At 64.8% G+C, this 25,549-nt stretch carries 32 protein-coding genes and 1 pseudogene; 6 read left to right on the top strand and 27 right to left on the bottom strand.

The genetic code is table 11. The features are described 5' to 3' along the window. From E3T46_RS18610 to E3T46_RS15630, 4 genes and pseudogenes are all read right to left on the bottom strand, one after another. Window positions 1–293 (bottom strand): annotated as a pseudogene (locus E3T46_RS18610) (23S rRNA (guanosine(2251)-2'-O)-methyltransferase RlmB); the annotation flags it as partial. Further along, window positions 293–1,708, bottom strand: a complete 1,416-nt coding sequence (cysS, locus tag E3T46_RS15640) for a cysteine--tRNA ligase (RefSeq protein ID WP_134579251.1) — start codon at window positions 1,706–1,708, stop codon at window positions 293–295. The gene cysS and the pseudogene E3T46_RS18610, both read right to left, overlap by 1 nt. Beyond that, window positions 1,705–3,027, bottom strand: coding sequence for a 2-C-methyl-D-erythritol 4-phosphate cytidylyltransferase (gene ispD / locus E3T46_RS15635; RefSeq protein ID WP_134579250.1), 1,323 nt, complete (start codon window positions 3,025–3,027; stop codon window positions 1,705–1,707). The genes cysS and ispD overlap by 4 nt, the downstream gene beginning before the upstream one ends. 92 nt (window positions 3,028–3,119) lie before the next feature. Beyond that, window positions 3,120–3,602, bottom strand: a complete 483-nt coding sequence (locus E3T46_RS15630) for a CarD family transcriptional regulator (protein ID WP_104135553.1) — start codon at window positions 3,600–3,602, stop codon at window positions 3,120–3,122. Window positions 3,603–3,775: 173 nt separating this feature from the next. Between E3T46_RS15630 and E3T46_RS15625 the strand changes: the two genes are divergently transcribed. Next, window positions 3,776–4,309, top strand: a complete 534-nt coding sequence (locus E3T46_RS15625; RefSeq protein WP_174845412.1) for a hypothetical protein — start codon at window positions 3,776–3,778, stop codon at window positions 4,307–4,309. A 146-nt stretch (window positions 4,310–4,455) separates the two neighbouring features. Here E3T46_RS15625 and E3T46_RS15620 read toward each other — a convergent pair whose 3' ends face one another. Together E3T46_RS15620 and E3T46_RS15615 are read right to left on the bottom strand one after the other, a co-directional pair. Then, entirely contained in the window at window positions 4,456–5,139 is a 684-nt protein-coding gene (locus tag E3T46_RS15620; RefSeq protein ID WP_092451113.1) for a response regulator transcription factor, read from the bottom strand. Next, window positions 5,136–6,323 carry an ATP-binding protein gene (locus tag E3T46_RS15615; protein ID WP_134579249.1) on the bottom strand — a complete coding sequence of 396 codons (1,188 nt, stop codon included), beginning with the start codon at window positions 6,321–6,323 and terminating at the stop codon, window positions 5,136–5,138. The genes E3T46_RS15620 and E3T46_RS15615 overlap by 4 nt, the downstream gene beginning before the upstream one ends. Window positions 6,324–6,505: 182 nt before the next feature. Between E3T46_RS15615 and phoU the strand changes: the two genes are divergently transcribed. After that, the gene (gene phoU, locus E3T46_RS15610) at window positions 6,506–7,162 is read left to right on the top strand and encodes a phosphate signaling complex protein PhoU (RefSeq protein WP_134579248.1); all 657 of its coding nucleotides are present in this window, start codon (window positions 6,506–6,508) and stop codon (window positions 7,160–7,162) included. Between the two features lie 267 nt (window positions 7,163–7,429). Here the strand turns inward: phoU and E3T46_RS15605 are convergent, their stop codons facing one another. From E3T46_RS15605 to E3T46_RS15590, 4 genes are all read right to left on the bottom strand, one after another. Then, window positions 7,430–8,182 carry a phosphoglyceromutase gene (locus E3T46_RS15605; RefSeq protein WP_134443822.1) on the bottom strand — a complete coding sequence of 251 codons (753 nt, stop codon included), beginning with the start codon at window positions 8,180–8,182 and terminating at the stop codon, window positions 7,430–7,432. Window positions 8,183–8,367: 185 nt separating this feature from the next. After that, window positions 8,368–9,636: a folate-binding protein YgfZ gene (locus E3T46_RS15600; RefSeq protein WP_134579247.1), complete on the bottom strand. Its 1,269-nt coding sequence runs from the start codon at window positions 9,634–9,636 to the stop codon at window positions 8,368–8,370. 304 nt (window positions 9,637–9,940) lie between these two features. Continuing rightward, window positions 9,941–10,708, bottom strand: coding sequence for an FABP family protein (locus E3T46_RS15595; protein WP_134579246.1), 768 nt, complete (start codon window positions 10,706–10,708; stop codon window positions 9,941–9,943). A gap of 140 nt (window positions 10,709–10,848) precedes the next feature. Continuing rightward, a complete protein-coding gene (locus tag E3T46_RS15590; protein WP_092451125.1) occupies window positions 10,849–11,103 on the bottom strand; it encodes a hypothetical protein in 255 nt (84 codons plus the stop codon). Between the two features lie 72 nt (window positions 11,104–11,175). Here E3T46_RS15590 and E3T46_RS15585 point away from each other — a divergent pair, with 72 nt between their 5' ends. The 4 genes from E3T46_RS15585 (at window position 11,176) to E3T46_RS15570 (ending at window position 15,982) form a co-directional block, all read left to right on the top strand. Continuing rightward, on the top strand, window positions 11,176–11,868 hold the full coding sequence (locus E3T46_RS15585; protein ID WP_134443825.1) for a response regulator transcription factor: 693 nt from the start codon (window positions 11,176–11,178) through the stop codon (window positions 11,866–11,868). Beyond that, window positions 11,837–12,712, top strand: coding sequence for a mycothiol synthase (mshD, locus tag E3T46_RS15580; RefSeq protein WP_166790304.1), 876 nt, complete (start codon window positions 11,837–11,839; stop codon window positions 12,710–12,712). The genes E3T46_RS15585 and mshD overlap by 32 nt, the downstream gene beginning before the upstream one ends. A 151-nt stretch (window positions 12,713–12,863) precedes the next feature. Beyond that, on the top strand, window positions 12,864–15,035 hold the full coding sequence (locus E3T46_RS15575) for an RNA degradosome polyphosphate kinase (protein ID WP_134579244.1): 2,172 nt from the start codon (window positions 12,864–12,866) through the stop codon (window positions 15,033–15,035). Continuing rightward, window positions 15,035–15,982, top strand: a complete 948-nt coding sequence (locus E3T46_RS15570; RefSeq protein ID WP_134579243.1) for an NUDIX domain-containing protein — start codon at window positions 15,035–15,037, stop codon at window positions 15,980–15,982. The genes E3T46_RS15575 and E3T46_RS15570 overlap by 1 nt, the downstream gene beginning before the upstream one ends. A 54-nt stretch (window positions 15,983–16,036) precedes the next feature. Here E3T46_RS15570 and map read toward each other — a convergent pair whose 3' ends face one another. The 17 genes from map to rplV all read right to left on the bottom strand — a co-directional run bounded on the left by map (window position 16,037) and on the right by rplV (window position 25,536). Next, entirely contained in the window at window positions 16,037–16,867 is an 831-nt protein-coding gene (gene map, locus E3T46_RS15565; protein ID WP_241980827.1) for a type I methionyl aminopeptidase, read from the bottom strand. 102 nt (window positions 16,868–16,969) lie between these two features. Next, window positions 16,970–17,566 (bottom strand): adenylate kinase, encoded by a 597-nt coding sequence (locus tag E3T46_RS15560; protein WP_134579242.1) that lies wholly within the window; start codon window positions 17,564–17,566, stop codon window positions 16,970–16,972. Next, window positions 17,563–18,885, bottom strand: a complete 1,323-nt coding sequence (gene secY / locus E3T46_RS15555; RefSeq protein WP_134443830.1) for a preprotein translocase subunit SecY — start codon at window positions 18,883–18,885, stop codon at window positions 17,563–17,565. Before secY ends, E3T46_RS15560 begins: the two co-directional genes overlap by 4 nt. Window positions 18,886–19,013: 128 nt before the next feature. After that, window positions 19,014–19,574: a 50S ribosomal protein L15 gene (gene rplO / locus E3T46_RS15550; protein ID WP_134579241.1), complete on the bottom strand. Its 561-nt coding sequence runs from the start codon at window positions 19,572–19,574 to the stop codon at window positions 19,014–19,016. Beyond that, on the bottom strand, window positions 19,574–19,756 hold the full coding sequence (gene rpmD, locus E3T46_RS15545; RefSeq protein ID WP_066597599.1) for a 50S ribosomal protein L30: 183 nt from the start codon (window positions 19,754–19,756) through the stop codon (window positions 19,574–19,576). Before rpmD ends, rplO begins: the two co-directional genes overlap by 1 nt. Next, window positions 19,756–20,448, bottom strand: coding sequence for a 30S ribosomal protein S5 (rpsE, locus tag E3T46_RS15540; protein ID WP_092451201.1), 693 nt, complete (start codon window positions 20,446–20,448; stop codon window positions 19,756–19,758). The genes rpmD and rpsE overlap by 1 nt, the downstream gene beginning before the upstream one ends. 11 nt (window positions 20,449–20,459) lie before the next feature. Next, window positions 20,460–20,831: a 50S ribosomal protein L18 gene (gene rplR / locus E3T46_RS15535; protein ID WP_092107252.1), complete on the bottom strand. Its 372-nt coding sequence runs from the start codon at window positions 20,829–20,831 to the stop codon at window positions 20,460–20,462. A 2-nt stretch (window positions 20,832–20,833) separates the two neighbouring features. Next, a complete protein-coding gene (rplF, locus tag E3T46_RS15530) occupies window positions 20,834–21,370 on the bottom strand; it encodes a 50S ribosomal protein L6 (protein ID WP_092451139.1) in 537 nt (178 codons plus the stop codon). A gap of 6 nt (window positions 21,371–21,376) precedes the next feature. Next, a complete protein-coding gene (gene rpsH, locus E3T46_RS15525) occupies window positions 21,377–21,775 on the bottom strand; it encodes a 30S ribosomal protein S8 (protein ID WP_092107248.1) in 399 nt (132 codons plus the stop codon). Window positions 21,776–21,962: 187 nt separating this feature from the next. Then, window positions 21,963–22,571 carry a 50S ribosomal protein L5 gene (gene rplE, locus E3T46_RS15520; protein ID WP_092451141.1) on the bottom strand — a complete coding sequence of 203 codons (609 nt, stop codon included), beginning with the start codon at window positions 22,569–22,571 and terminating at the stop codon, window positions 21,963–21,965. Then, window positions 22,571–22,930 (bottom strand): 50S ribosomal protein L24, encoded by a 360-nt coding sequence (gene rplX / locus E3T46_RS15515; protein ID WP_134579240.1) that lies wholly within the window; start codon window positions 22,928–22,930, stop codon window positions 22,571–22,573. Before rplX ends, rplE begins: the two co-directional genes overlap by 1 nt. A 2-nt stretch (window positions 22,931–22,932) precedes the next feature. Further along, the gene (rplN, locus tag E3T46_RS15510; RefSeq protein ID WP_092451145.1) at window positions 22,933–23,301 is read right to left on the bottom strand and encodes a 50S ribosomal protein L14; all 369 of its coding nucleotides are present in this window, start codon (window positions 23,299–23,301) and stop codon (window positions 22,933–22,935) included. 34 nt (window positions 23,302–23,335) lie between these two features. Further along, a complete protein-coding gene (gene rpsQ / locus E3T46_RS15505; RefSeq protein ID WP_092451147.1) occupies window positions 23,336–23,635 on the bottom strand; it encodes a 30S ribosomal protein S17 in 300 nt (99 codons plus the stop codon). 2 nt (window positions 23,636–23,637) lie between these two features. Next, the gene (rpmC, locus tag E3T46_RS15500) at window positions 23,638–23,982 is read right to left on the bottom strand and encodes a 50S ribosomal protein L29 (protein WP_104132055.1); all 345 of its coding nucleotides are present in this window, start codon (window positions 23,980–23,982) and stop codon (window positions 23,638–23,640) included. Continuing rightward, the gene (gene rplP, locus E3T46_RS15495) at window positions 23,982–24,401 is read right to left on the bottom strand and encodes a 50S ribosomal protein L16 (RefSeq protein WP_092451151.1); all 420 of its coding nucleotides are present in this window, start codon (window positions 24,399–24,401) and stop codon (window positions 23,982–23,984) included. The genes rpmC and rplP overlap by 1 nt, the downstream gene beginning before the upstream one ends. Then, window positions 24,401–25,171 carry a 30S ribosomal protein S3 gene (gene rpsC / locus E3T46_RS15490; RefSeq protein ID WP_092107240.1) on the bottom strand — a complete coding sequence of 257 codons (771 nt, stop codon included), beginning with the start codon at window positions 25,169–25,171 and terminating at the stop codon, window positions 24,401–24,403. The genes rplP and rpsC overlap by 1 nt, the downstream gene beginning before the upstream one ends. Further along, on the bottom strand, window positions 25,171–25,536 hold the full coding sequence (rplV, locus tag E3T46_RS15485; protein WP_092339439.1) for a 50S ribosomal protein L22: 366 nt from the start codon (window positions 25,534–25,536) through the stop codon (window positions 25,171–25,173). The genes rpsC and rplV overlap by 1 nt, the downstream gene beginning before the upstream one ends. Window positions 25,537–25,549: the final 13 nt, after the last annotated feature.

Genomic DNA, 25,549 nt, shown 5'->3' with positions numbered 1-25,549 from the left:
GGGCCGCCCTGCGATGCGCCGCGGGCACCGCCGCGAGCAGCGGGGCCGCCGCGGGAGCCGCCGCGGTTGGCGGAAGCATCCGCTGCGGGGCGGGAGTTGAAGCCGCCGGCCGCGGTGAAGCGCTCGGCGGCAGCCTTGCGCTTGCCCGCGGGGTGGTACGGACGGTCTTCTGCCTTAGGCGTGGGCTTCTTGCCCTCGAGCGCTTGACGGCCCTGGCCGCCGGAGCCGACTTGGGCTCCACGGCTGCCCTTGCGCACCGCTCCGGTACGCGATTTGCGGTCTAAGTTCTTCATCAGTCAAAGCTCCAATGGGCACCCGACGGGGTGTCTTCGATGGTAATTCCGGCGGCGACGAGTTCGTCCCGGATTCGGTCTGCGGCCGCGTAGTCGCGGTTTTCCCTGGCGAGGTTGCGGTCGCCGAGCAGCCGCTCGACCAACGCACTCAGGGCCACCATGGCCGGTTCGTCCGTCGCCACGGCCCAGCCGGGCGACAAAGGGTTGATTCCCAGCACTTCGCTCATCGCGAGTACTTCACTGCGAGCGGATGCCGCAGCGTGCAGGTCTTCGGCATCCAGCGCGGCGTTTCCGGCCCGCACGGTGTCGTGCAACACACCGAGCGCCTGCGGAACGGCAAGGTCGTCGTCCATAGCCGCGGCGAACTCGTCGGGCACGACCTCGACGCCACTCCCGGCGAACCGGGTACCGGCGAGGCGCCGGTCTGCACGGTCGAGAAAACTTTCGACGCGCTCGAGGGCCGCCTCGGCCTCGGCCAGGGACCCGTCGTTGTAGTCAATGGTCGAGCGATAGTGGGCCGCGCCGAGAAAATAGCGAACGACGATGGCGCGAGCCTGGTCGAGCAGTTCGGCCGCGAACACGGAGTTGCCGAGCGACTTGGACATCTTCTGCCCGTTCACGTTCACCAGGCCGTTGTGCACCCAGTAGTTCGCGAAGTCGCTGCCGGCCGCGTTTGACTGGGCCAGCTCGTTCTCGTGGTGCGGAAACCGCAGGTCGAGTCCGCCGCCGTGAATGTCGAACCGGTCGCCGAGGTAGCGGGCTGCCATAGCCGAGCACTCGATGTGCCAGCCGGGGCGACCAACGCCCCACGGCGATGGCCAGGCGGCTGAGGTCGGCTCGCCCTCCTTGTGGGCCTTCCACAGGGCGAAGTCGTGGGGGTCGCGCTTGCCGCGCGGCGAAGCATCCACTGCCGCTTCCATATTGTCCGGCGACTGGTGCGTGAGCGCGCCATAGGCGGCCCAGCTCGCACTGGAGAAATACACGTCGGCCGAACCGTCAGCGGCCGGGTAGGCGTTGCCGCGTTCGATCAGGGTCGCGATGAGGGTCTGCATCTCGGTGATGCTCGCCGTCGCGCGCGGCTCGTAGGTCGGGGCAAGAATACCGAGGCGCTGGTAGCCGGCGGTGAACTCGAGCTCGTAGCGGTAGGCCAGCGCCCACCATTGCTCGCTCGAGCCCTTGGCGTTGATCAGAATTTTGTCGTCGATGTCGGTGACGTTGCGCACGAACGTGACGTTCAGTCCACGGTAGCTGAGCCAGCGGCGCAGCTGGTCGTAGACCAGGGCGCTGCGCAGGTGACCGATGTGCGGGCTGGACTGCACAGTGGGTCCACACACGTACATTCCGACCCGGCCCGGTTCGAGGGGGACAAAGTCACGCAAGGCCTGGGCCTTCGAATCGTACAGTCGCATGGTCACGCCTCCCAGTTTAGGTCAGGGGTCTGACCCGGCTCTGGTGCCGCGGGCGGGAGCGGGTAGAGCAGCGCCGTGGCCGTCGCCGCGACGCCCTCGCCGCGACCGGTGAATCCGAGGGCGTCGGTCGTGGTTGCTGCGATATTGATCGGTGCAGAGAGGATGCCGGTGAGTCGCGTTTCGGCCTCTGCCCGACGCGGCGCGAACTTGGGGCGGTTGCCGATGATCTGCACCGAGACGTTGCCGATCTGGTAGCCGGCAGCTGCGACCAGGCGCACCGTTTCGGTGAGAAAAACGTCGCCGTGGGCGCCGCTGAACCGCGGATCAGTCGTGCCGAACACGCTGCCGATGTCACCGAGACCGGCGGCGCCGAGCAGGGCGTCGCAGATAGCGTGGCAGGCGACGTCGCCGTCGCTGTGACCGCTGAGGCCGCGCTCCCCCGGCCAATACAGCCCGGCCAGCCAGAGCTCGGTGGTGTCGTCAGGCTCAGTGTCGGCGGCGAAGGCGTGCACGTCAAGGCCGGTACCGATGCGCGGGAGGAGCGGGAGCAGCGGCGGGGTTGCGGCGGCGTGCAGGATCAAGTCAGCTCGGTCGAGGTCTTCCGGCGTGGTGATCTTGAAGGCGAGGGCGTCGCCGGCAATGACGGAGACCGGGTGACCGGCGTCGGCGACAAGGGCCGCATCGTCGGTGAGCGCCTCGAACCGGCCGTTCTGCACGGCCCAGGCGCGGGCAGCGGCGAGCATGGCACGGGGAAATCCCTGCGGGGTCTGGACGGCCAAGAGTTCGGATCGGTCGACGGTGCCGAGGATGGCGCCGGAGGCGGCGACCCGTTTGATGGTGTCCACGACCGGGAGCCCCGGAATGATGCCGTGCCCGGTGGAACGCACGGCGTCGACGACGGCGTCGCACAAGCTGGCGGGGGTGAGAGCACGCGCGGCATCGTGCACGAGCACCACGTCAATACTCGGCAGCAGGGCGGCGAAGCCCTGGTCGACCGAGTCCTGACGGGTGCGTCCGCCGACGACGATCGTCAGGGCCGCCGCGGGCGACTCGTGACGAGCCGCGGCAGCGGCGGCGATGGCGCGGGCATCCGTTACCCGGTCGCTGGGGGCAACGACGATGATCTGCACGGGCGAACGCATTCCAAAAATGGAATCTAGGGCGTGGTCGAGCAGCGGGCGCATATGCAGCAAAACGAATGCTTTAGGTTCGGTGTGCCCCAGACGCATTCCGCTGCCGGCAGCGACGATGATCACGGCAACGGTGGGCGCATCGGGTGAGGGGTCGTCGAGCGGGCTGGCCGGCGGCAGGAGGGGAACAGTCATATCTGGAGGGTATCTATCTGGGCGATGCAGCGGGATGAACATGCAAAAGGCGGCACCTCGCGGCACCGCCCCTCACGAAGCAAAATAAAGAATCAGGAAGCGAGGACTTCATCCAGAACGGTGGAGGCCCGCTCTTCATCGGTCTTCTCGGCCAGGGCCAACTCGCTGATCAGGATCTGCCGGGCCTTGGCCAACATGCGCTTCTCACCGGCGGACAGGCCGCGGTCTTGGTCGCGACGCCACAGGTCGCGCACAACCTCCGACACCTTGATGACATCGCCGCTGGCGAGCTTCTCGAGGTTGGCCTTGTACCGGCGGGACCAGTTGGTGGGCTCCTCGGTGAACGGTGCCCGCAGCACTTCGAACACCCGGTCGAGGCCCTCCTGGCCGATCACGTCGCGCACGCCGACCAGGTCGACGTTCTCGGCGGGAACCTCAATTGTCAGATCACCCTGCGTGACGTTGAGCTTGAGGTAGAGCTTCTCTTCACCCTTGATGATGCGCGTTTTCACCTCGGTGATCGTCGCAGCGCCGTGGTGGGGATAAACAACAGTTTCGCCAACCTCAAACAGCATAGGGATCCCTTCAGCGACGCCTAGGATACCACATCAAGGTGGTGCTAAAGTACGCGCGCCCCCGCGAGGCGCGGCGACGACATGTCGCCGCCCAGACTCGCCGCTAAGCTAGTGACAAAGCGAATTCTGCAGCGCCGGCCCACCGTCGACCGCTGCTTCGGTATGGAGGTCTTGTGAGAGCGCGCATCGCTGCATCCGTTGTATTGGCGGCCGGCATTCTGTTGGGCACGAGCGCATGCGGATTTTTCGCACCGCAGGCCACCTCGATCGAGTACAACGCGAGCGACGGAGTCAGCGGTGATGTTGGCGAGATCCACATTCGCAACGGTCTGCTGCTCTCGACCGACGGTGAACTGGCGAACCTGATCGTGTCCGTCGTGAACACGACCGACTCCGAGCAGCACTTGGTCGTGCAGTACGAGTCCAGCATCGGCACGGTCTCCCAGGATGTTCCGGTCGAGGCCAACACGACCGTGACGTTCGGCACCGAGGGTGAAGAATCGGTCATTCTCGAGAACATGGACAGCCAGCCCGGCTCGCTGTTTCCGGTGTTCTTCCAGTACGGCGAAGAGACCGGCGTCGAGCTGCTGTTGCCGGTGCTGACCGGCACTCAGGGTGAGTACTCGACCCTGCTGCCGACGCTCGCGCCGACCGAGACCCCCGAGCCGGCTGAGACGCCCGAGCCGACTGAGACGCCCGCAGCGTAGGTTTTTCAGCACACGGGCCGCAATCCCCTCGGGGATGGCGGCCCGTTTTGTATCTGGGCCAGCCTGCGCCGCGTGGCCGGCGGGACGCGCGAGTGCGCGCATCCGCTCCCCGCCTGGTCAAGCGGATGCCGCCCGTCCGTGACGGCTCAGGCCTCGAAGCGGTAACCGAGCCCGCGCACGGTGACGAGCATGGTCGGGTCAGACGGGACCGCCTCGATGCGCGAACGGATGCGTTTAATGTGCACGTCGAGCGTCTTGGTGTCGCCGAAGTAGTCCGTGCCCCAGACCCGGTCGATGAGCTGACCGCGGGTGAGCACCCGCCCGGCGTTGCGCAGCAGAAACTCGAGCAGCTCGAATTCCTTGAGCGGCATATTCACGAGTTCGCCGGACACTGAGACGGCGTGCCGCTCGACGTCCATGCGCACGGTGCCGGCGGCAAGTGTGGTGTCGTCGTCATCGCCGCCCTGATCGTCGTGGCGCCGGAGCACCGCACGGATGCGCGCGACGAGTTCGCGGGTCGAATACGGCTTGGTCACGTAGTCGTCGGCGCCGAGTTCCAGCCCGACGACGATATCGATTTCGGAGTCCTTGGCGGTGAGCATGATGATCGGCACCGTCGACCGGGTGCGGATCTCGCGGCACACCTCGGTGCCCGGAATTCCGGGCAGCATGAGGTCGAGCAGGATGAGATCGCTGCCGTTCTGGTCGAATTCGCTGATCGCGCTCGGCCCGTCTTCGGCCACGACGACCTCGTAGCCCTCACGTTCGAGCAGGAAGCTCAGCGGCTCGCTCAGCGCGCTCTCGTCTTCGACCAGAAGGATGCGTGTCATGGTGTGTCTCCTGCGGCCGCACGTGCGGCTGGTTGCGGCTTCTTGGGGCCGGGTTCGATCGGCTGCGCCGCCTCGGGGAGACGGATGGTGAAGGTGGATCCGCTGCCCGGCTGGGACCAGACGCGAATGTCTCCGCCGTGGTTCTGCACGACGTGTTTGACAATGGACAGGCCGAGTCCGGTTCCGCCGGTGTGACGCGAACGGGCCTGATCGACCCGGAAAAATCGTTCGAAGACCCGGTCCAGATCGGCCTCGGCAATTCCGACGCCCTGATCGGTGACGGTGATTTCGACGATGCCCTTCTGCAGGCGCACGCCAACGCCCACGCGCGATCCCTCGAGGGAGTAGTTCACCGCGTTGGCGACCAGGTTGTGCACGGCCACGATGAGCAGGGCTTCATCGCCGTAGACGTGGGCACCAGACTTCTTGCCCAGAACAATGGTGATGCGTTCCGCCTCGGCGACGACTCGACTCTGATCGACGGCCGCGGCGACGATGTCATCGACGCTGAGAATCTCCGGCTCGGCGAGCACGTCCTGCGCCTGCAGCCGGGACAGTTCGATGATCTCCTGGGTGAGGCGGCCGAGCCTGGCCGACTCGGTCGTCAACCGGTTGGCGAAGCGGCGAACCTGCGCCGGTTCATCCGCTGCCTTGTCGAGTGCCTCGGCGAGCAGACCGACGGAGGCGATCGGGGTCTTCAGTTCGTGGCTGATGTTGGCGACGAAGTCGCGGCGCACCTCGTCGAGGCGGAAGGCTTCGGTGCGGTCCTCGGCCAGGAGCAGCACGTAGCGAGTGCCGAGCCGGGCCAGGCGCACCCGAAACCGCATGCTTGCGTCGCCGAACGGGCCGCGGGAGAGCACGAGGTCTTCGCTGATCGGCTCGCCGGTGCTGCGCACTCGTCGGGCGAGTTCGAGCAGCTCCGGATGCACGAGCTGATGGTTCCAGACCAGACCGAGAGTGAGGGCGCCCGGGCTGGTCTTGATGACGTTGTTGGACGGGTCGAGCACGACGCCGGCGGTCTCGAGGGCGTCGAGCACCTGGTCGATTCCGTCGGGCACGGCCGGGTTGACCACTTCGCTGGCGCGGCGTCCGTGCCGTTCGGCGACGTGCAACAGGGTCACGAAGCCAGCCCCGACGCCGAGGCCGAGTGCCAGCGACAGCAACACCAGCAACGTCGATTCCATAACCTACAGGTTACTGACACTCTGGGGCTCTACTTCGCAGCGAAGGCCGCCGGAGACCTGTACTTTAGAAAGTGTTCAAGACCACGGCACCTGCCGTTAACCTAAATCCGGCATTCTAGGTCGGAGGCCAAGGCGGGTCTCACAGGCCCGTGCGTGCCCGCGCGGCAAGGAAGGACCACAGCATGCGCGACGTATTCCAGCAGGAGCTGGCAGAAGTTCAACAACGACTAGTCGAGATCTCTCGGCTCGTCGCCATCTCGATTGACAAGGCCACTCGCGCCTTCAACGAGAGTGACGTCAGCCTCGCCGAAGAGGCCATCACCGAAGACGAGAAGATCGACGAACTCACGGTCGAGCTCGACGAGCTCGCGATCACCATTTTGGCCCGCCAGCAGCCGGTCGCCCGCGACCTGCGAATTGTCGTGAGTGCCCTGCGCATCAGCGCCTCCCTTGAGCGGATGGGCGACCTTTCGACGCACATCGCCCAGCTGGCCCGCTACCGTTTTCCCGACAAGGTCATTCCCAAGGGACTGCGCGGCACGTTCGCCGAAATGGGCGCGCTCGACGTGGTCATCGCGAATATGCTCACCGAGCTACTCCTGCACCAGGACATGGCCCTCGCCGAGACCATTCGCAATGAAGACGACAAGGTCGACGCGCTGCACGTGAGCGTGTTCGACGCCGTGCTCGGCGAAACCTGGAAGGGGCTCGCCGCCGACACCGTCGATGCGACCCTGGCCAGCCGGTACCACGAGCGGTTCGCCGACCACGCGGTGTCCATCGCGAAGAAGGTGCAGTACCTCGGCACGGGGGCCTGGCACCAGGACAACAACGACTGACTTATTGCACGTGAGAGGCCCCGGAGCATGCGCTCGCGGGGCCTTTTGCGTGAAACTGATGCCCCGCCCGGTTGCGGCACGGGTGAGCGCACCCGATATGGGTGGCCGCGCTCGGTTTGGCGGCGCGGCACGCATGACCGCGCCCGATATCGGTAGCCGCTACGGTAACTAACGAACGGACGTAGCGCGCACCAGTTTCGGGCGCGCTCATGACCTGCGGTCAGATAAAACGCCCCGGAGCACCTGCTCCGGGGCCTTCTATGGGGGCTACTTCGTGTTGCCCTGGGCTGCGACGGCGGCAGCTCCGGCGGCGGCGGCCTCGGCGTCGAGGTACTCCCCCGGGCCAAGCGGCATGAAGTCTTCGCCGAGCCGATATACCAGCGGGATTCCGGTGGGGATGTTCAGTTCGGCGATGTCGGCGTCGCTGATGCCGTCGAGGTGCTTGACCAGGGCGCGCAGGGAGTTGCCGTGCGCGGTCACCAGGACGGTCTTGTTCGCCTGCAGGTCGGGCACAATGTCGGACTGCCAGTAGGGCAGCATCCGCTCGACGACGTCTTTGAGGCATTCGGTGCGGGGAAGGTCGTCGCCGAGGTCGGCGTAGCGCGCGTCGTGCGCCTGCGAGAACTCGCTGGAGTCGTCGAGCACGGGCGGCGGGGTGTCGTAGGAGCGGCGCCACAGCATGAACTGCTCCTGGCCGAACTTGGCCTGGGTGGCCGCCTTGTCGAGGCCCTGCAGTCCGCCGTAGTGGCGTTCGTTGAGGCGCCAGGAGCGCTTGACCGGGATCCACGAGCGGTCGGCTTCTTCGAGCGCGAGGTTCGCGGTCTGGATGGCGCGGGACAGCAGGCTGGTGTGCAGCACGTCGGGCAGCAGGCCGGCGTCCTTGAGCAGTACACCGGCGCGCGCGGCTTCGGTGGCACCCTGCTCGCTGAGGCGAACGTCCACCCAGCCGGTGAACAGGTTCTGCTGATTCCAGGTGCTTTGGCCGTGGCGGAGGAGGACGAGTGTGTAGGGGGCAGACATGTGCCCACTCTATCGAGCGTGGGTGACGCAATTGCGCCGGAGCGCACCCGCCGGCGGGGGCTAATTCAGGAAAACTGGTCACAATGGATGCCGCCACCCGCGCCAACACGCGGGAAGCAGCATCCGTCACAGAGGATTTCCTGAATAAGCCATCGAAAGTCGGCGAGCCCGGGGACCCTGGAAGGTCAGCGAACGGGGGTGCGGACTCCGAGGCGGGGCAGGCGGGGAATGTCGGCGACCGACCCGGCGGACTGCGGAACGATGATCTCCTGGCCGGCCGAGATGGAGATGCCCTCGGACTCGACGTAGAGCGTCGATGCGCCCGGGATGGTGCGCTTGATCACGGCGAGCGCGATCGGTCCGAGCTCATAGTGGATGGCACTCGACGTGATGCTGCCGACAACGACCCGTTCGGGCTCGGCTTCGGGCCGGACGCGGTCGGCCTGCACCGGGTCGCCGGGCGCGGGCAGCACGCCTTCCGACCCGTCGAGGTGCAGCATGACCAGGCGGCGCGGCGGGTGGCCGAGGTTGTGCACCTTGGCCACGGTTTCCTGTCCGCGGTAGCAGCCCTTGCTGAGGTGCACGGCGGTGCGCAGCCAGTCCAGCTCGTGCGGGATGCTCTTCTCATCGACCTCCCGGGCCCGGCGCGGACGCCACGCGGCGATGCGCAGCGCCTCGAGCGCGAGCAGTCCGGCCGGTTTTACCAGCGAAGCGGATGCTGCAGCGCCGGTTGGGACTGGGGCGGCCGGGTCGGAGGCGGGCGCTGTTGCGGCGGGCGTGGCGGACTCGGGCCTGACGGTCAGGGCGCCGGCGGCGAGTGCGTCACGCAGGGCGGGGAGGCTGGCGCGGGCCACGAGGGTCTCGGTGTAGGTCCAGCGGGTTCCGGGATGCTCGGGCGCCTCGGCATACTGATAGCCGCCTCGGGCGACGGCGGCCCAAGGATCCAGCCAGGTCAGCGGCACGCCGTTCGGGGCTGCGGCGGTGATGCCAACGGAGGCGGGGGCATCCGTCATGGCGCCGATGGTGGCGTAGGCGAGGGTGTGGTCGACGACCTGCACCCGCAGCATGAACTTCATGCGGTCGAGGAAGGTTTGCAGGCCGGGCAGCTCGGCGGCCTCAACGAGGAGCCAGGTTTCGACGCCGTCATCGAGCACGCGGACGGCGTACTGAAGGTGTCCGTTGGGGTCGAGCAACAGCATCTCGGTGGATTCGCCGGGGGCGAGGGTTTTGAGTTCCTGGCTGGCGATGGAGTTGAGCCAGCTGAGACGGTCGGGGCCTGCGACGGAAAGCACGCCGCGGTGCGAGAGGTCGACGATGGCGTGTCCGGCGACGAGCGAGCGTTGTTCGATCATGGGGTTGCCGTAGTGCGCGGCGACGCCGGCATCGATTCCCGCGGACTGCACCGCGCCGGGCAGTCCGAGCAGCGGTGAGACGGTTGTTGCCGGGTCAGTCATGGCGCTCAATTCTGCCGATCCGGGTTGACGGTCGGCGATCGTGCTTGGGGGCGTGCTCGTTGGCACGGCTCATGCACTAACAACACTACGGCCCGCGGATTTATTCGACAGGCGAGCCGGGTCACGGCCCGACTGGGCCCACCCTACGGAAGCGGGCCCATGATCCCTCATGGGCCCGCTGCCCGGGCCCGGGCCCGGGCGAAAGAGGAGGGTGCGCTCTGCTGGGCCCACCTGATGACCGCGGGCCCAGTTTATAAACTGGGCCCAGGGGCGGAGCCCAAGCCCCGTCCCGATTAGGAAGGGACTACTGGACCCGGGCGAGGCGGCCGGAGGCGTGGGTGCGCAGGTTCTGGCCCAGGGCGGCGATGTCCCAGGCCCAGAGCAGGTCATTGTCGACCAGGCCGTAGAGGCGGGTGGCGGCCGCGTAGGGCTTGGATCCGGCGGTGCGCAGCACGGCATCCGTGGCGAGGTCGATACGGGGGCCCTTTACCTGGCCGAGGTAGAGTTCGGCGACGCCGCCGGGATGCACGAGCGTGACCTCGATGTCGAAACCACCGTCACGATTGCGCAACGTTTCAACGGCCGCCGCCGAGGTGAACGGGCGCTCCCCCATGCCCGGCAGCATGCCGGGCCCCGGGTCGCCGTCACCCTGGTGACGGCTGAGCCGCCAATACCCGGTTTCGGTGACCAGCGGGAGCTTCTCGTCGGACAGCATCTCGGGCGGCAGCGTCGGGGCCGGCGTGGCGACATCCGTTTCAGAGGGAACGTTTTGTTCAGCCAAAGCGGATGCGGCGTCCGCCTCAAGAGCAGCGCCAGAACCAGAAGCGCCCTCGGACTCGGGCATAGCGGTATCCGATTCAGAGGCGGCCGCAGCCAGCGGCTCCAGCCAGGTGTACGAGCTGTAGTTCAGGTGCGGCAGGCCGTCGTGGCTGAAGCTGATGCGGTGGCCGAAGGAACGGCTGACCGACTCCTCGCCGATTTTGTATTCGAGCACACCGGAACCTTCCCAGACTCCGATCAGCCAGGAGAGTGGAACAAGTTCGGACGGCAAACCGACCGGAAGGTCAAACATGCTTACTTACCGCTGCCCCCGGAACAGCTTGAAAACGACCATGCCGGACACCCAGGCGATCGACAAGCTGGCCAGTCCGAGCAGGCCTAAAAAGAAAAGTTCCAGCGCTAACAGATCCATGCTGCGAGTCTAGCGGGAGCTCAGAGCAGAGCGACCACAATCGTCGCCGCGACGAGGATCACGAGGGCGCCGGCGATGCTCAGCGTGACCCGTTTCACGTAACCTTCTTTGGTTCCGGTGGCGATCTGCAGTCCGAGCGTGACGAGCGTGCAGCCGGCCAGGGTGAGCCCGAACCAGCCGAGCGCCGACGCCGGGGTGGCGAGCAATCCGGTGAGAATGGCCCCCACAATCGCCAGTAACCACACGGTCGCGATCGTTCTCCAGTGCCAGCTCACGTCTCTATTGTGCCTGAACGGTCGCATCCCGTGGCACGCTAGTATGAAATTCGAGACACTTGGAGGGCGCCCGTGGCGCAGTTGTTGATCCTGACCTCGGCGGCCAACAATGACGTACTCCCCGCCCTGGCGTTGCTGTCACACAGCGCGAAACTGATTCCCGCCCAGGCGGATCAGCTCATTCACGCCCCGGATTCCGATCTGATTTTGGTGGATGCCCGCAGCAACCTCGCCGCGGCCAAGTCGCTCTGCCAGATTCTGCGCACGATGGGCACCATTACTCCCCTGCTTCTCGTCATTACCGAGGGCGGACTGGCCGCGGTCAGTCCGGACTGGGGCGTCGACGATGTCATTCTCGACACGGCCGGCCCAGCCGAAGTGGATGCCCGTATCCGCCTGAGCATCGGCCGGCTCGCCCAGACCGTGCCCTCGAACACGATCCGCGCGGCCGGAGTCGTGATCGACGAGGCGAGCTACTCGGCCAAGGTGCACGGAAAACCGCTCGACCTCACCTATAAGGAGTTCGAACTGCTGCGGTTCCTGGCCGCGCATCCGTCACGGGTGTTTACCCGTGAACAGCTCTTGAGCGAGGTCTGGGGCTACGACTATTTCGGCGGCACTCGCACGGTCGACGTGCACGTGCGGCGCCTGCGCGCCAAGCTGGGCGACCAGGAATCGCTCATCGGCACCGTACGCAACGTCGGCTACCGGTTCAATGTGCACGAGGAAAACGATGAGCGAGTTCCCAATTCTCTCCGCGCTTAGTAAAACGGATGCCGCCGGGCTGACCGAATTCCACCGCATCGCCGCGGAGGCGCTCGCCTTCGACGGCTACGCGCCCTTCAATGAGCAGGGGCTGTTCGACCTGCACAGCGGCCTGCGGACCGCTTATTTGGTGCGATCGAATGACCTCTTGGTGGGGGCGGCGCTGGCTGGGCGCGGCGAAATCGACCTGGTTATTACGCCGGAGTGTCGCCGACGCGGGTACGGACGGGCGGCCTGGGGCGAACTCGGCGCGCTCGAGCCCGGCGAGATGACCGCGTGGTCGCACGGCGACCACGCCGGCGCGCGCGCCTTGGCGGTCGAGCTGAACTTCGTCGCGGTGCGAACCCTTTTGGAATTGCGCAAGTCATTGCCGGACACCGAGGAGTCGGCATCCGTTTCCCTGGATGGCGCAGGAATTTCGGCGTTTCGGCCAGGCCTGGACGATGCGGAGTGGGTTGACCTGAACGCGCTCGTGTTTGCGACGCACCCGGAACAGGGCGCTATTACCGAGGCCGACCTGGCAGCGCGACAGGCCGAATCGTGGTTCAGCAGCGACGACTTTCTGATTCTGCGGGACGTTGACGGTCGCATGATCGGCTACAACTGGCTGAAGATTGACGGGGCGATCGGCGAGATCTATGTGATCGGGGTGCATCCGGATGCCGCCGGTCACGGCTTCGGCCGCGCGCTCATGCAGGCGGGGCTTCAGCGCTTGCACGCTGCCGGCTGCAGTACAGCCGCCCTCTACGTGGAGGCCGACAGTGCCGGCGCCGTGCACCTGTATCGGTCGCTCGGTTTCACCGACCACACGGTCGACGTGCAGTACCGCCGCCTCGCCGGCTGAGGCCATTTCACCCGGTCGGGGCCGACTCGCAGGGTAACACCGGCGAGTTAATCCGGGCGACGCGCCGAAAAGTCAACGGCTCAGAGAATATTTCGTCAGACGTTCACCCGGTTCGTCGCGGTGGCGTGACCAAGGGTGTCAGGATGGACAGATGGACGGCGAAATCACCCAGGCAGACTCCGGTCTCACAGACTTTGATGACGACTTTGACCCACTTTTCGGAAAACTCGACCCGGCGCTGCCCGCCGACCGCTACCTCGACCGGGAGCTGAGCTGGCTCGCCTTCAACCAGCGCGTGCTGGAACTGGCCGAGGACGAGTCCCTTCCGGTGCTGGAACGCACCAACTTTCTCGCCATCTTCGCGAGCAACCTCGACGAATTCTTCATGGTGCGCGTCGCCGGCCTGAAGCGCCGCATCCTGACCGGCCTGGCCGTTCCGACGAACGTCGGCCGTGCCCCGCAGGACGTTCTGAGCGACATCTCGGCGGCCGCCCATGCCCTGCAGGATCGCCACGCCCTCGCTTTTCAGAACCTCGTGCGTCCGGCCCTCGCCGCGGCCGGCGTCGACGTCGTCGACTGGCAGAGCCTCGGCGACGCCGACCGTCGCTCGCTGCGCACCTACTTCTCCAACCAGATTTTTCCGGTACTGATGCCCCTGGCGGTCGACCCGGCGCATCCGTTCCCCTATATCTCCGGCCTCTCCCTCAACCTGGCCGTGCGGGTGCGCAACACCAAAACGGGCAAGCAAGAGTTCGCCCGGCTCAAGGTGCCACCGATGCTGCCGCGTTTCGTGCGGGTCGACCGCACCGAGTCGGTCGATCGCATCCGCTATATCGCACTCGAAGATCTCATCGCCAACCAGCTCGGCGACCTGTTTCCGGGCATGGAGATTCTGGAACACCACGTGTTTCGGGTCACCCGTAACGAAGACGTCGAAATCGACGAGGACGAGACCGAGAACCTGATCAAAGCGCTCGAGAAGGAGCTGCTGCGTCGCCGGTTCGGCCCGCCCATTCGACTGGAGATCACCGAGGACATGGACGAGGTCACCCTCGGGCTGCTCGTGCGCGAACTCGACGTGACCGAGCAGGAGGTCTACCACCTGCCGGCGCCGCTCGACCTCGGCGGACTGTTCGACCTGCGCATCGACCGCCCCGACCTGCACTTCGCCAAGCACGTACCGACCACGGCCGCCCAGCTGCTGCCGAGCGAGCCGAACGCCGAGCAGGACATCTTCGCGGCGGTCGCCCGGCGCGACGTGCTGCTGCACCACCCGTATGAGTCGTTCGCGACGAGCGTGCAGGCGTTTCTGGAGCAGGCTGCAGCCGACCCGAACGTGCTCGCCATCAAGCAGACGCTGTACCGCACCTCCGGAGACAGCCCCATCGTCGAGGCGCTCATCGCCGCCGCCGACAGCGGCAAGCAGGTGCTCGCCCTGGTCGAGATCAAGGCACGGTTCGACGAGCAGGCCAACATCACCTGGGCACGCAAGCTCGAAAAGGCCGGCGTGCACGTCGTCTACGGACTGGTCGGCCTCAAAACGCACTGCAAGCTCGCCCTCGTGGTGCGCTACGAGAAGGGCGTTTTGCGGCACTACAGCCACATCGGCACGGGAAACTACAACCCGAAGACCAGCCGCATCTACGAAGACCTCGGCTTGCTGACAGCGGATGCCCAGGTCGGCAAGGACCTCACCCGCCTGTTCAACGAGCTGTCGGGTTACGCCATCGAGAAGAAGTTCAAGCGACTGCTCGTGGCTCCCCTGCATTTGCGCAAGGCCCTGCTCAAGCAGATCCAGGCGGAAACCGACAACGCCCTCTCGGGGGCGACCAGCGGCATCCGCATCAAGGTCAACTCGATGGTCGACGAGGACATTATCGACGCGCTGTACCGGGCCAGCCAGGCCGGCGTGCACGTCGACGTCTGGGTGCGCGGCATTTGCAGCCTCAAGCCGGGCGTTCCCGGCATGAGCGAGAACATTCGGGTACGGTCGATTCTCGGCCGGTACCTCGAGCACTCGCGCATCTTCTCCTTTCACAACCTCGGGGACACGCAGGTGTTCATCGGCAGCGCCGACATGATGCACCGCAACCTCGACCGCCGGGTGGAGGCGCTCGTGCGACTGGTCGACCCGGAACATCTGCTCGAGATCGAGGCGCTGTTCGAACGGGCCATGGACGATCGAACCTCCAGTTGGTGGCTCGATGACACCGGTCACTGGACCCGCCACGACGTCGACGAGAACGGCGTGCACCTCAGCGACATGCAGAACCGGTTGATGCAGCAGATCAGTGCCCGCAAACGACCGCCGGCGCGGCGCTGATGGCGGTCAAGACCACCGACCCGAACGTGTACGCCGCCGGAGCCGTCTGCTGGCGCCTGATCGACGGCCGCATGCACGTGCTGCTCATTCACCGCACCGTGCACGGCGATGTCACCATCCCCAAGGGCAAGGTGGATCCGGGCGAGTCGCTGCCCCGCACCGCGGTCCGCGAGGTCGCCGAAGAGACCGGGCTGGACGTGGCGCTCGGGGTTCCGCTCGGGGTGTCGCACTACGACATGCCCGACGGCCGCACCAAGATCGTGCACTATTGGGCCGCCGAAATCACGCCGGACGCGATCGCACGCTCAACCTTCGTTCCCAACGATGAAGTCGCCGCGATCGAGTGGGTGACGATCAAGAAGGCCCGCAGCTACCTGAGCTACCCGGCCGATGTCGAGATTCTCGAGACATTCTCCGCCCTCGTCGACTCCGGCGTCACCCGCACGTTCGCGCTGATCGCGCTGCGCCATGGCAAGGCCGCGCCACGCACCGGCGCCGGCCCTGATGCGCGTCGTCCGCTGACGGCGCGTGGGGTGACGCAGGCAACGGGCCTCGTGGCCACGATCACGGCCTGGCGCCCGCTGCGCATTATCTCGAGCACGGCCGTGCGGTGCGTCACGACGGTGGCTCCGCTCGCCGCCGCCACGGGCATCCCGATCAAGCAGACGGATCTGATCAGCCAGGACGCGCTCGAAAGCGATGAAGCGGATGTTCGCTCCATCGTCGGCAAGCGCGTACGCTCCCGCAAAACCGCTGTTTTGTGCAGCCACGGGCCGGTGCTGCCGGAGATCATGCGGGAAATCGCGCTGGCTACCGGGAGTCAGCCGACCACAGCGCTGTTCGACGCCGCAGACCTCGACACCGGCGGGTTCTCGATCGTGCACCTGTCGTCGGTGAACCCGGCCGCGGGCATCCTGGCCATCGAGACGTTCCGCGCGACCGCCTGACCCGCGTTTCGCGGGCCCGCTCGCTTTGGTCGATGGCGGTCTCGCGAAGCGGCGCTACGGGATCGGGACGGGAGTGATTCCGAACTGGGCGAGGCCGGCTGCGCCGCCGTCTTCGGCGGTGAGCACCCAGATGCCGTCCTTGTGCACGGCGATGCTGTGTTCCCAGTGCGCTGCGGCCTTGCCGTCGCTGGTGGCAACGGTCCAGTCGTCGTCCCGGGTGTAGGTATCGATCGATCCGAGCACGACCATCGGCTCGATGGCCACGACGAGGCCCGGCTTCACATCCGGACCCTTGGGCCGCACGCGGTAGTTGAACACGGGCGGGGCCTCGTGCATCGAACGGCCGATGCCGTGGCCGACATAGTCGGTCAGGATGCCGTAGCTGCCCTGCGACTCCACGTAATCTTCGATGGCTTCGCCGACCTCGTTCAGGTGGCGCGCGGTGTGCAGCCGAGCGATGCCGTGCCACAGGGACTGCTCGGTGACATCGGACAGCTTCTGACGCTCGGCCACGACCTCGGGCCGCGACGCGTCCGGCAGCACGAAGCTGAACGCGGCGTCGCCGTTCCAGCCCTCGATAATGGCGCCGCTGTCGATCGAGACGATGTCACCGGCCGCGAGGCGTCGCCCGGAGGGGATGCCGTGCACGACGTCGTCGTTCACCGAGGCACAGACGGTGTGGTGATATCCGGCTTCGAGCTTGAAGTTTGGCTTGCCGCCGAGCGCGACGATGGCGGCCTCGGCCGCAGCGTCGAGTTCGAGGGTGGTGGCCCCGATCACCATGGCCGCGCGGGCGGCCCCGAGCGATGCCGCGGTGGCCAGGCCCGGCGCGACCATGAGGCGCAGCTGGGCGGGGTTCTTGTAGATGGAACGACCAAAACTCACTGATTTCCTACAAACTAGCTCCGAGAAAGGGAGCGATCTTTTCTTATTTACGTGGTGGTGCAGATGATGATGGGCCGAGTCAGGCCCGGCCCCAAACGGGTATTAGAGCGTGCTGCTGTCGGGGCGCAGGCCGCGCTCGGCCAGGGCCGCGAGAATGCGGTCGGTGACCGCCTCAACGGCACCGAGGCCATCGATCGTGACGACGAGGCCACGAGCGCTGTACACATCGATCAGCGGAGCGGTCTGCTCCGCGTAGACGTCCAGACGATGACGGATGACGTCGGCCGTGTCGTCCGCGCGGCCCTGCTCGGCCGCACGCCTCAGCAGCCGCGCGACGACCTCGTCAGTGTCGGCGGTGATGAGAACGACGACGTCGAGCTGGGTACCCGCTGCACTTAGCAGACGGTCGAGCTCAGCGACCTGGTCGGTCGTGCGCGGGTAGCCGTCGAGCAGAAAGCCGTCGGCAGCATCCGCTTCGTTGAGCCGGTCAGCGACAATGGCGTTGGTGAGGGTGTCGGGAACGTATGCCCCGGCGTCCATGAACGACTTGACCTCGACCCCCAGCGGGGTGTTGTTGGTCACGTTGTAGCGAAAGATGTCGCCGGTGGAGATGGCGGGAATATCGAAGGCGAGCGCCAAGCGCTCCGCCTGGGTGCCTTTGCCAGCGCCGGGCGGGCCGATCAGTAGTAACCGCGTCATTTAAGAAGCCCCTCATAGTGTCGCTGTTGCAGTTGCGAGTCGATCTGCTTGACCGTCTCGAGCCCCACGCCGACGATGATGAGAATGCTCGCGCCGCCGAACGGAAAGTTCTGGTCGGCGCCGATAACCGAGAATGCGACGAGTGGAATCAACGCGATAAAGCCCAGGTAGAGCGAGCCCGGAAGCGTGATGCGGGTCAGCACGAAGTCGAGGTACTCGGCGGTCGGGCGGCCGGCGCGGATGCCGGGAATGAATCCGCCATACTTCTTCATATTGTCGGCGACTTCTTCGGGGTTGAACGTGATCGCCACGTAGAAGTAGGTGAAGCCGATGATCAGGAAGAAGTACATGGCCATGTACAGCGGCTGGTCCCCACCGGTGAGGTTGTTGGAGATCCAGACGACCCAGGCCGGAGCTTCGGTGCCGGCGGCCGGCTGGTTGAACTGCGCTAGCAGGGCCGGCAGGTACAGCAAAGAAGAGGCGAAGATCACGGGGATCACGCCGGCCATGTTGACCTTGATCGGAATATAGGTGTTGTTGCCGCCGTAGGTGCGGCGCCCCACCATACGTTTGGCGTACTGCACCGGTATTCGCCGCTGGGATTGCTCGACGAAGACCACGCCGGCGACCACCAGAATTCCAACGATCAGCACGATAATGAGGGTGTCGAGGCCCTGCTGCTGGCCGATGGAGCCGAGCGATCCGGGGAACAAAGCTGCGATCGAGATGAAGATCATGAGCGACATGCCATTGCCGACGCCGCGTTCGGTGACGAGCTCACCCATCCACATGATGACGCCGGTGCCGGCGGTCATCGTGATGACCATGAGCATGATGGCGTACCAGGCGTCGTTGGTGATCAGCTGCGTGCACTCGGTGCTGGCGGATGTGCCAAACAGGGCGCCGCTGCGGGCGACAGTGATCAGCGTGGTCGACTGCAGAATGCCGAGGGCGATCGTGAGGTACCGGGTGTACTGGGTCAGTGTGCTCTGACCGGAGGCACCCTCCTTATAGAGGGTGTCGAAGTGGGGGATGACCACGCGCAGCAGCTGCACGATGATCGAGGCCGTGATGTACGGCATAATTCCGAGGGCGAACACGCTGAGCTGGAGCAGGGCGCCGCCGCTGAACAGGTTGACGAGCTCGTAGAGGCCGCTCGATCCCTGGTTGGCTGCCAGACACAGCTGCACGTTGCCGAAGTCCACGAACGGGGCCGGGATGAACGAGCCCAAGCGGAACAGAGCAATAATGCCCAGGGTGAAGCCGATCTTCTTGCGAAGGTCGGGTGTGCGGAAGATCCGCGCAATGGCGCTGAACAAAAAGGCCTCCAGATATTTACGCAGACCGACCCGCGCGGGTCGACTTAAAACGATCGAGCTTGTCGAATCACACCAAACGATTTAACTCGATTGACGGATTCGACAAGCTCGATGGAGCGTCTACGGGTTTACTTTACAGATCCGCCCGCGGCAACAATTTTCTGCTCAGCTGAAGCAGAGACCTTGTCGACCGTCACGTTCAGCTTAACGGTAATCTCACCGGTACCGAGAACCTTGACTTTTTCGTTGTCACGAACCGCACCCTTGGCGATCAGGCTGGCGATGGTGACATCGCCGCCGTTCGGGTAGAGCAGTTCGAGCTTTTCCAGGTTGACAACCTGGTACTCGACGCGGAACGGGTTCTTGAATCCACGCAGTTTCGGGGTGCGCATGTGCAGAGGCATCTGCCCACCCTCGAAGCCGACGCGTACGCTGTAACGCGCTTTCGTGCCCTTGGTGCCTCGACCCGCGGTTTTACCCTTGGATCCTTCACCACGGCCAACGCGCATGCGGGCCTTCTTCGCTCCGGGAGCCGGGCGAAGGTGGTGTACCTTCAGCACGTGCTCGCGGGGCTCAGTCGGCTCGGCTGCAACGGCGGCCTTCTTCGGTGCTGCGGCCTTTTTGGGGGCAGCGGCCTTCTTCGTGGCGGGCTTGTCGGCTACCTTGGTAGCTTCCTTCTCGTCAGCCATTAGTCAATCTCCTCGACCTTTACGAGGTGAGCGACGGTGTTGACGTAGCCACGGTTCTGCGAGTTGTCCTCGCGGATCGTAACGGCGCCAATGCGTCGCAGACCCAGGCTGCGAAGAGTGTCGCGCTGGTTCTGCTTCTCACTAATTTTGGACTTGATCTGTGTGATCTTCAGCTGGGCCATCAGGCACCTGCCTTCGCGGTTGCGGCTGCTGCAGCTGCAGCAGCGTCGGCACGCAGGAAACGGGCCGGAGCCACGTCTTCATAGGCCAAGCCGCGGCGAGCCGCAACCGCACGCGGCTCTTCGAGCTGGTGCAGTGCCTCGACCGTGGCGTGCACGATGTTGATGGTGTTCGACGAACCGAGCGACTTGCTCAGCACGTCGTGGATGCCAGCGCATTCGAGTACGGCGCGCACCGGGCCACCGGCGATAACGCCGGTACCTGCTGCTGCCGGACGAAGCAGAACGACGCCGGCTGCGGCCTCACCCTGTACGGGGTGCGGGATGGTCAGGCCAACGCGAGGAACGCGGAAGAAGTTCTTCTTCGCCTCTTCGACGCCCTTGGAGATAGCGGTCGGGACCTCGCGGGCCTTACCGTATCCAACGCCGACCAGTCCGTTACCGTCGCCGACAACGACGAGAGCGGTGAAGCTGAAGCGACGACCACCCTTGACGACCTTCGACACGCGGTTGATGGTGACGACGCGCTCCAGGAACTGGCTCTTGTCGGCATCGCGGCTTCCGCGGTCCTTGTTCGGGTTGCGCTCACGGCCACCACGACGAGCCTCGCGGGGCTCGTTCTGCGGCGGGGTCGTGGAAGCAGCGGTTTCAACCGGTGCAACCGCTTCGGCAGCAACAGGTGCTGTGGTTTCGATCTTTTCAGTGCTCACAGGTTCAATCCACCCTCTCGAGCTCCTTCAGCGATGGCTGCGACGCGTCCTGCGTACTTGCTGCCACCACGGTCAAATACAACGGCTTCGATGCCGGCGGCTTTCGCACGTTCAGCAACGAGCTCACCGACCTTGCGGGCCTTGGCGGTCTTGTCACCATCGAAGGTGCGCAAGTCCGTTTCGAGCGTGGATGCCGACGCAAGGGTGAAGCCCTTGCTGTCGTCGACGACCTGCACGAATACGTGGCGAGCCGAGCGCGTGACGACGAGGCGCGGACGAAGCGCCGTTCCCTCGATCTTCTTGCGAAGACGGGTGTGTCGACGTCCGCGGGCTGCGGCCTTGCTCTTGCCTCTAGTTCCGAGTCCCATGGCTACTTACCGCTCTTTCCGGCCTTGCGGCGAACAATCTCGCCGGCGTAACGCACACCCTTGCCCTTGTAGGGCTCTGGCTTGCGAATCTTACGGATGTTGGCGGCAACCTCGCCGACGGCCTGCTTGTCGATTCCGCTGACCGTGAGCTTGTTGACGCTCTCCACGGTCAGAACGATGCCGACGGGCGGCTCGACGACGACCGGGTGCGAGAAGCCGAGGGCGAACTCAACAGAGGTGCCCTTCTGCGCCGCGCGGTAACCGGTACCGACGATTTCGAGACCCTTGGTGTAACCAACGGTTACGCCGATGATCTGATTGTTGATCAGGGTGCGAGTCAGACCGTGCAGCGAACGCGACTGGCGTTCGTCGTTCGGACGGGTGACGAGAACGTGACCGTCCTCGATCGACACCGTGATGGGGTTGGAAACGACGAGCGCGAGCTCGCCCTTCGGGCCCTTGACGGAGACGGCCTGGCCGTCAGCCACAACCGTGACCCCGGCAGGGATCGGGATGGGGAGTCTTCCAATACGTGACATTCTCAGTTACCACACGTAGGCGAGAACTTCTCCGCCTACGCCCTTCTTCTCAGCCTGGCGGTCGGTAAGCAGACCGCTGGAGGTGGACAGGATGGCAACGCCGAGGCCGCCGAGAACCGTGGGGATCTCAGTCGACTTTGCGTACACGCGCAGGCCGGGCTTGGAAACCCGCTTGATGCCGACGATGGAACGCTCACGGTTCGGACCGAACTTGAGGTCCAGCGTGAGGGTCTTGCCTACTGTTGCATCCTTGACGGTCCAGGCAGAGATATAACCCTGTGCCTTGAGGATGTCAGCGATGTGCGCTTTCAATTTGCTATGCGGCATCGACACTGTGTCGTGGTACGCCGAGTTAGCGTTGCGCAGTCTGGTCAGCATGTCTGCGACCGGATCTGTCATTGTCATTTTGTGGTGCCTTTCTCGCCTGGTTTCATCATCCGTTACGCGAATGACGACCTGTGGTGGTGAGGAAACCGATCGGTTGAACGGCTTCCGGGGTGAAAATCTGTGTGCGCCTGGCATTTCTGCAGGGCGGGGCCAACCATGAGTTGGGAGCTCGCAAGCGCAAGCTCCCAACTCTAGTTGAAAAACGCTACTTCTGTGCGTCGGCCGTCTTGAACGGGAAGCCGAGCGCCTTGAGCAGCGCGCGACCCTCATCGTTGGACTTCGCGGTCGTAACAACCGTGATGTCCATACCGCGAACGCGGTCAATGCGGTCCTGGTCGATTTCGTGGAACATAACCTGCTCGGTCAGACCGAAGGTGTAGTTGCCCGCACCATCGAACTGCTTGTCGGACAGGCCGCGGAAGTCACGGATGCGAGGAAGGGCCAGGCTGAGCAGCCGGTCCAGGAACTCCCACATGCGGTCGCCACGAAGGGTGACGTGGGCACCGATGGGCTGTCCCTCACGCAGTTTGAACTGCGCGATGGACTTGCGAGCCTTGGTGACCTGCGGCTTCTGGCCGGTGATCTTGGTGAGGTCAGAAACCGCACCGTCCATCACCTTGCCGTCGCGTGCTGCTTCTCCGACACCCATGTTGACGACAATCTTCGTCAGGGTGGGGATACGGTGCACGTTGGTGAAGCCGAGTTCCTCGGAGAGCTTGGCACTGATCTCATCGCGGTACTTCTGCTTCAGACGCGGCAGGGCCTTGACGGGCGCGGTGCCCTCAGGGGCGGTGCCGGTAACGGTGTCAGTCATTAGAGGTCCTTCCCTGACTTCTTGGCGTAACGAATGCGGACCGTCTTGGTGACGCCGTCCTTCGTTACCTCTTCCTGGCGGAAGCCGACGCGGGTCGGCTCCTTGGTCTCCGGGTCGACGATGGCAACGTTGGACACGTGGATGGCGGCTTCGAAGGTCTCGATGCCACCCGTCTTGGTGCCGCGCTGGGTCTGTCCGACGCGAACGTGCTTGGTCACGAAGTTGATGCCCTCAACGAGGACACGGTTCTTCTCGACGTCGACGGAGATGATCTTGCCCTGCTTGCCACGGTCTCCGCCGCGAGCCTGGCTGCGGCCGCTGATGACCTGTACGAGGTCACCCTTTTTGATTCTGGCCATGATTAAATAACCTCCGGTGCCAGCGAGATGATCTTCATGAACTTCTTGTCGCGAAGCTCGCGACCGACCGGTCCGAAGATTCGGGTGCCGCGGGGGTCACCGTCTGCCTTCAAGATCACTGCAGCGTTCTCATCGAACTTAATGTAGGAGCCGTCTGGACGACGGGTTTCCTTCTTGGTGCGAACGATGACAGCTTTGACGATGTCACCCTTCTTGACGTTTCCGCCCGGGATTGCATCCTTGACCGTGGCGACGATGACGTCGCCCAGGCCGGCGTAACGACGGCCGGAGCCACCGAGAACGCGGATGGTCAAGAGTTCCTTGGCGCCGCTATTGTCGGCAACCCGTACTCGTGATTCTTGCTGAAGCACTTTATAACTCCTTTACGTCAAGTAAGCGCGAGGCTTACTTGGCCTTCTCAAGAATCTCGACCAGGCGCCAGCGCTTGGAGGCGCTAAGCGGACGGGTCTCACTGATCAGGACCAGGTCGCCGATGCCGGCGGAGTTCGCCTCGTCGTGCGCCTTCAGCTTGGATGTACGGCGGATGACCTTGCCGTACAACGGGTGCTTCACGCGGTCTTCGACCACGACAATGATGGTTTTGTTCATCTTGTCGCTGGTCACGTAACCACGCAGCGTCTTGCGGTAACCGCGAACGAGAGCTTCTGCCTCGGCTGCGACGACCGTTTCGTCAGTCTTCGCCATGACTAGGCCTCCTTCGTCTCGACGGTCTCGGCTGCAGCGTCGTCCGTGGACTCGTCTGCGGCCTTGGCCTTCTTGGTTTTCTTGTCGGCCTTCTCAGCCTTGGCCGGAGCCGGGGCCGCAACCGGGGTGGCACGAATGCCCAGCTCGCGCTCACGGAGAACCGTGTAGATGCGAGCGATATCGCGCTTGACCGCGCGGAGGCGGCCGTGGCTCTCGAGCTGACCGGTGGCCGACTGGAAGCGCAGGTTGAACAGCTCTTCCTTGGCCTTCTTCAGCTCTTCGAACAGCTTCTCATTGTCAAAAGTGTCGAGCTCGACTGGGGCGAGCTCCTTGGTTCCGATCGCCATTATGCGTCGCCCTCCTCGCGCTTGATGATGCGTGCCTTGAGGGGCAGCTTGTGAATTGCACGGGTAAGTGCCTCTTTCGCAACGGCGTCGGTGACACCACTGAGTTCGAAGAGAACGCGTCCCGGCTTGACGTTGGCAACCCACCACTCGACCGAACCCTTACCGGAACCCATGCGGGTTTCGGCCGGCTTCTTGGTCAGCGGGCGGTCGGGGTAGATGTTGATCCACACCTTTCCACCACGCTTGATGTGACGTGTCATAGCGATACGAGCGGACTCGATCTGACGGTTGGTCACGTACGCGGGGGTCAGCGCCTGGATGCCATAGTCACCGAAGGAGACCGTGGTGCCACCAGTAGCGTGGCCGGTACGACCCGGGTGGTGCTGCTTGCGGTGCTTGACTCTACGTGGAATCAACATTATTTAGCCTCAACTCCTGCTGCGACCGGTGCCGCTGCCGGAGCATCTGCACGAGGTGCACGGCGCGGTCGATCGTCACGACGCTCGGGGCGGGACGACTTAGCGTTGGCCTGCTCGCGAGCGAGTTCCTTGTTGGTGATGTCGCCCTTGTAGATCCAGACCTTCACGCCGATGCGGCCGAAGGTGGTCTTGGCTTCGTAGAAGCCGTAGTCGATGTTCGCGCGAAGCGTGTGCAGAGGCACCCGGCCTTCGCGGTAGAACTCGCTGCGGCTCATCTCGGCGCCACCCAGACGACCGGACACCTGGATGCGAACACCCTTGGCGCCGGCGCGCTGTGCGCCCTGCAGGCCCTTACGCATCGCGCGGCGGAAAGCCACACGTGCGGAGAGCTGCTCGGCGATACCCTGCGCGACCAGCTGGGCATCCTGCTCGGGGTTCTTGACCTCGAGGATGTTCAGCTGAATCTGCTTGGCGGTGAGCTTCTCCAGGTCAGAGCGGATGCGCTCGGCCTCCGCGCCGCGGCGACCAATCACAATGCCCGGACGGGCGGTGTGAATGTCAACGCGAACGCGGTCACGAGTGCGCTCGATCTCGATGCGGCTGACGCCGGCACGGTCAAGGCTGGTGCTCAGCAGGCGACGGATCTTGACGTCTTCTGCGACAAAGTCAGCGTAACGCTGACCCGGCTTGGTCGAGTCAGAGAACCAACGCGATACGTGATCGGTGGTGATTCCCAGACGGAAGCCATAGGGGTTTACTTTCTGACCCATTACTTCGTACCCTCCTCAGGAGTGGTGAGCACAACCGTGATGTGGCTGGTGCGCTTCTTGATTTCGAATGCGCGGCCCTGGGCACGAGCCTGGAAACGCTTGAGGGTCGTACCCTCGTCAACGAATGCCCGGCTGATGAACAGGTCCTGCTCGTCCAGATACGTGTTGGCTGCATCTGCCTTGACCCGGGCGTTGGCGATGGCCGAGGCCACCAGCTTGTACACCGGATCGGATGCGCCCTGGGGCGCAAACTTCAGAATTCCCAGCGCTTCATGCGCCTGCTTGCCGCGGATCATGTCAACGACGCGACGAGCCTTCTGGGGGGTAACGCGGATGTGACGCACGCGTGCGATCGACTCCACCATTTCTTCTCCTCCT

This window comes from Cryobacterium sp. Hh11, assembly GCF_004404045.1.
GTDB classification, from domain to species: domain Bacteria; phylum Actinomycetota; class Actinomycetes; order Actinomycetales; family Microbacteriaceae; genus Cryobacterium; species Cryobacterium levicorallinum.
The sequence above is the reverse complement of the archived record's forward strand: the minus strand, read 5'-3'. Positions and strand labels throughout refer to the sequence as shown.

Excerpts from the sequence above, each read along its gene's own strand:
- ispD (WP_134579250.1), bottom strand. The coding sequence starts at position 3,027 with ATGACTGTTCCCCTCCTGCCGCCGGCCAGCCCGCTCGACGACCCCTCA.
- E3T46_RS15630 (WP_104135553.1), bottom strand. The coding sequence starts at position 3,602 with ATGCTGTTTGAGGTTGGCGAAACTGTTGTTTATCCCCACCACGGCGCT.
- E3T46_RS15620 (WP_092451113.1), bottom strand. The coding sequence starts at position 5,139 with ATGACACGCATCCTTCTGGTCGAAGACGAGAGCGCGCTGAGCGAGCCG.
- E3T46_RS15615 (WP_134579249.1), bottom strand. The coding sequence starts at position 6,323 with ATGGAATCGACGTTGCTGGTGTTGCTGTCGCTGGCACTCGGCCTCGGC.
- phoU (WP_134579248.1), top strand. The coding sequence starts at position 6,506 with ATGCGCGACGTATTCCAGCAGGAGCTGGCAGAAGTTCAACAACGACTA.
- E3T46_RS15605 (WP_134443822.1), bottom strand. The coding sequence starts at position 8,182 with ATGTCTGCCCCCTACACACTCGTCCTCCTCCGCCACGGCCAAAGCACC.
- E3T46_RS15600 (WP_134579247.1), bottom strand. The coding sequence starts at position 9,636 with ATGACTGACCCGGCAACAACCGTCTCACCGCTGCTCGGACTGCCCGGC.
- E3T46_RS15595 (WP_134579246.1), bottom strand. The coding sequence starts at position 10,708 with ATGTTTGACCTTCCGGTCGGTTTGCCGTCCGAACTTGTTCCACTCTCC.
- mshD (WP_166790304.1), top strand. The coding sequence starts at position 11,837 with ATGAGCGAGTTCCCAATTCTCTCCGCGCTTAGTAAAACGGATGCCGCC.
- E3T46_RS15575 (WP_134579244.1), top strand. The coding sequence starts at position 12,864 with ATGGACGGCGAAATCACCCAGGCAGACTCCGGTCTCACAGACTTTGAT.
- E3T46_RS15570 (WP_134579243.1), top strand. The coding sequence starts at position 15,035 with ATGGCGGTCAAGACCACCGACCCGAACGTGTACGCCGCCGGAGCCGTC.
- E3T46_RS15560 (WP_134579242.1), bottom strand. The coding sequence starts at position 17,566 with ATGACGCGGTTACTACTGATCGGCCCGCCCGGCGCTGGCAAAGGCACC.
- rplO (WP_134579241.1), bottom strand. The coding sequence starts at position 19,574 with ATGGCTGACGAGAAGGAAGCTACCAAGGTAGCCGACAAGCCCGCCACG.
- rpmD (WP_066597599.1), bottom strand. The coding sequence starts at position 19,756 with ATGGCCCAGCTGAAGATCACACAGATCAAGTCCAAAATTAGTGAGAAG.
- rplR (WP_092107252.1), bottom strand. The coding sequence starts at position 20,831 with ATGGGACTCGGAACTAGAGGCAAGAGCAAGGCCGCAGCCCGCGGACGT.
- rplF (WP_092451139.1), bottom strand. The coding sequence starts at position 21,370 with ATGTCACGTATTGGAAGACTCCCCATCCCGATCCCTGCCGGGGTCACG.
- rpsH (WP_092107248.1), bottom strand. The coding sequence starts at position 21,775 with ATGACAATGACAGATCCGGTCGCAGACATGCTGACCAGACTGCGCAAC.
- rplE (WP_092451141.1), bottom strand. The coding sequence starts at position 22,571 with ATGACTGACACCGTTACCGGCACCGCCCCTGAGGGCACCGCGCCCGTC.
- rplX (WP_134579240.1), bottom strand. The coding sequence starts at position 22,930 with ATGGCCAGAATCAAAAAGGGTGACCTCGTACAGGTCATCAGCGGCCGC.
- rpsQ (WP_092451147.1), bottom strand. The coding sequence starts at position 23,635 with ATGGCGAAGACTGACGAAACGGTCGTCGCAGCCGAGGCAGAAGCTCTC.
- rpmC (WP_104132055.1), bottom strand. The coding sequence starts at position 23,982 with ATGGCGATCGGAACCAAGGAGCTCGCCCCAGTCGAGCTCGACACTTTT.
- rplP (WP_092451151.1), bottom strand. The coding sequence starts at position 24,401 with ATGTTGATTCCACGTAGAGTCAAGCACCGCAAGCAGCACCACCCGGGT.
- rpsC (WP_092107240.1), bottom strand. The coding sequence starts at position 25,171 with ATGGGTCAGAAAGTAAACCCCTATGGCTTCCGTCTGGGAATCACCACC.
- rplV (WP_092339439.1), bottom strand. The coding sequence starts at position 25,536 with ATGGTGGAGTCGATCGCACGCGTGCGTCACATCCGCGTTACCCCCCAG.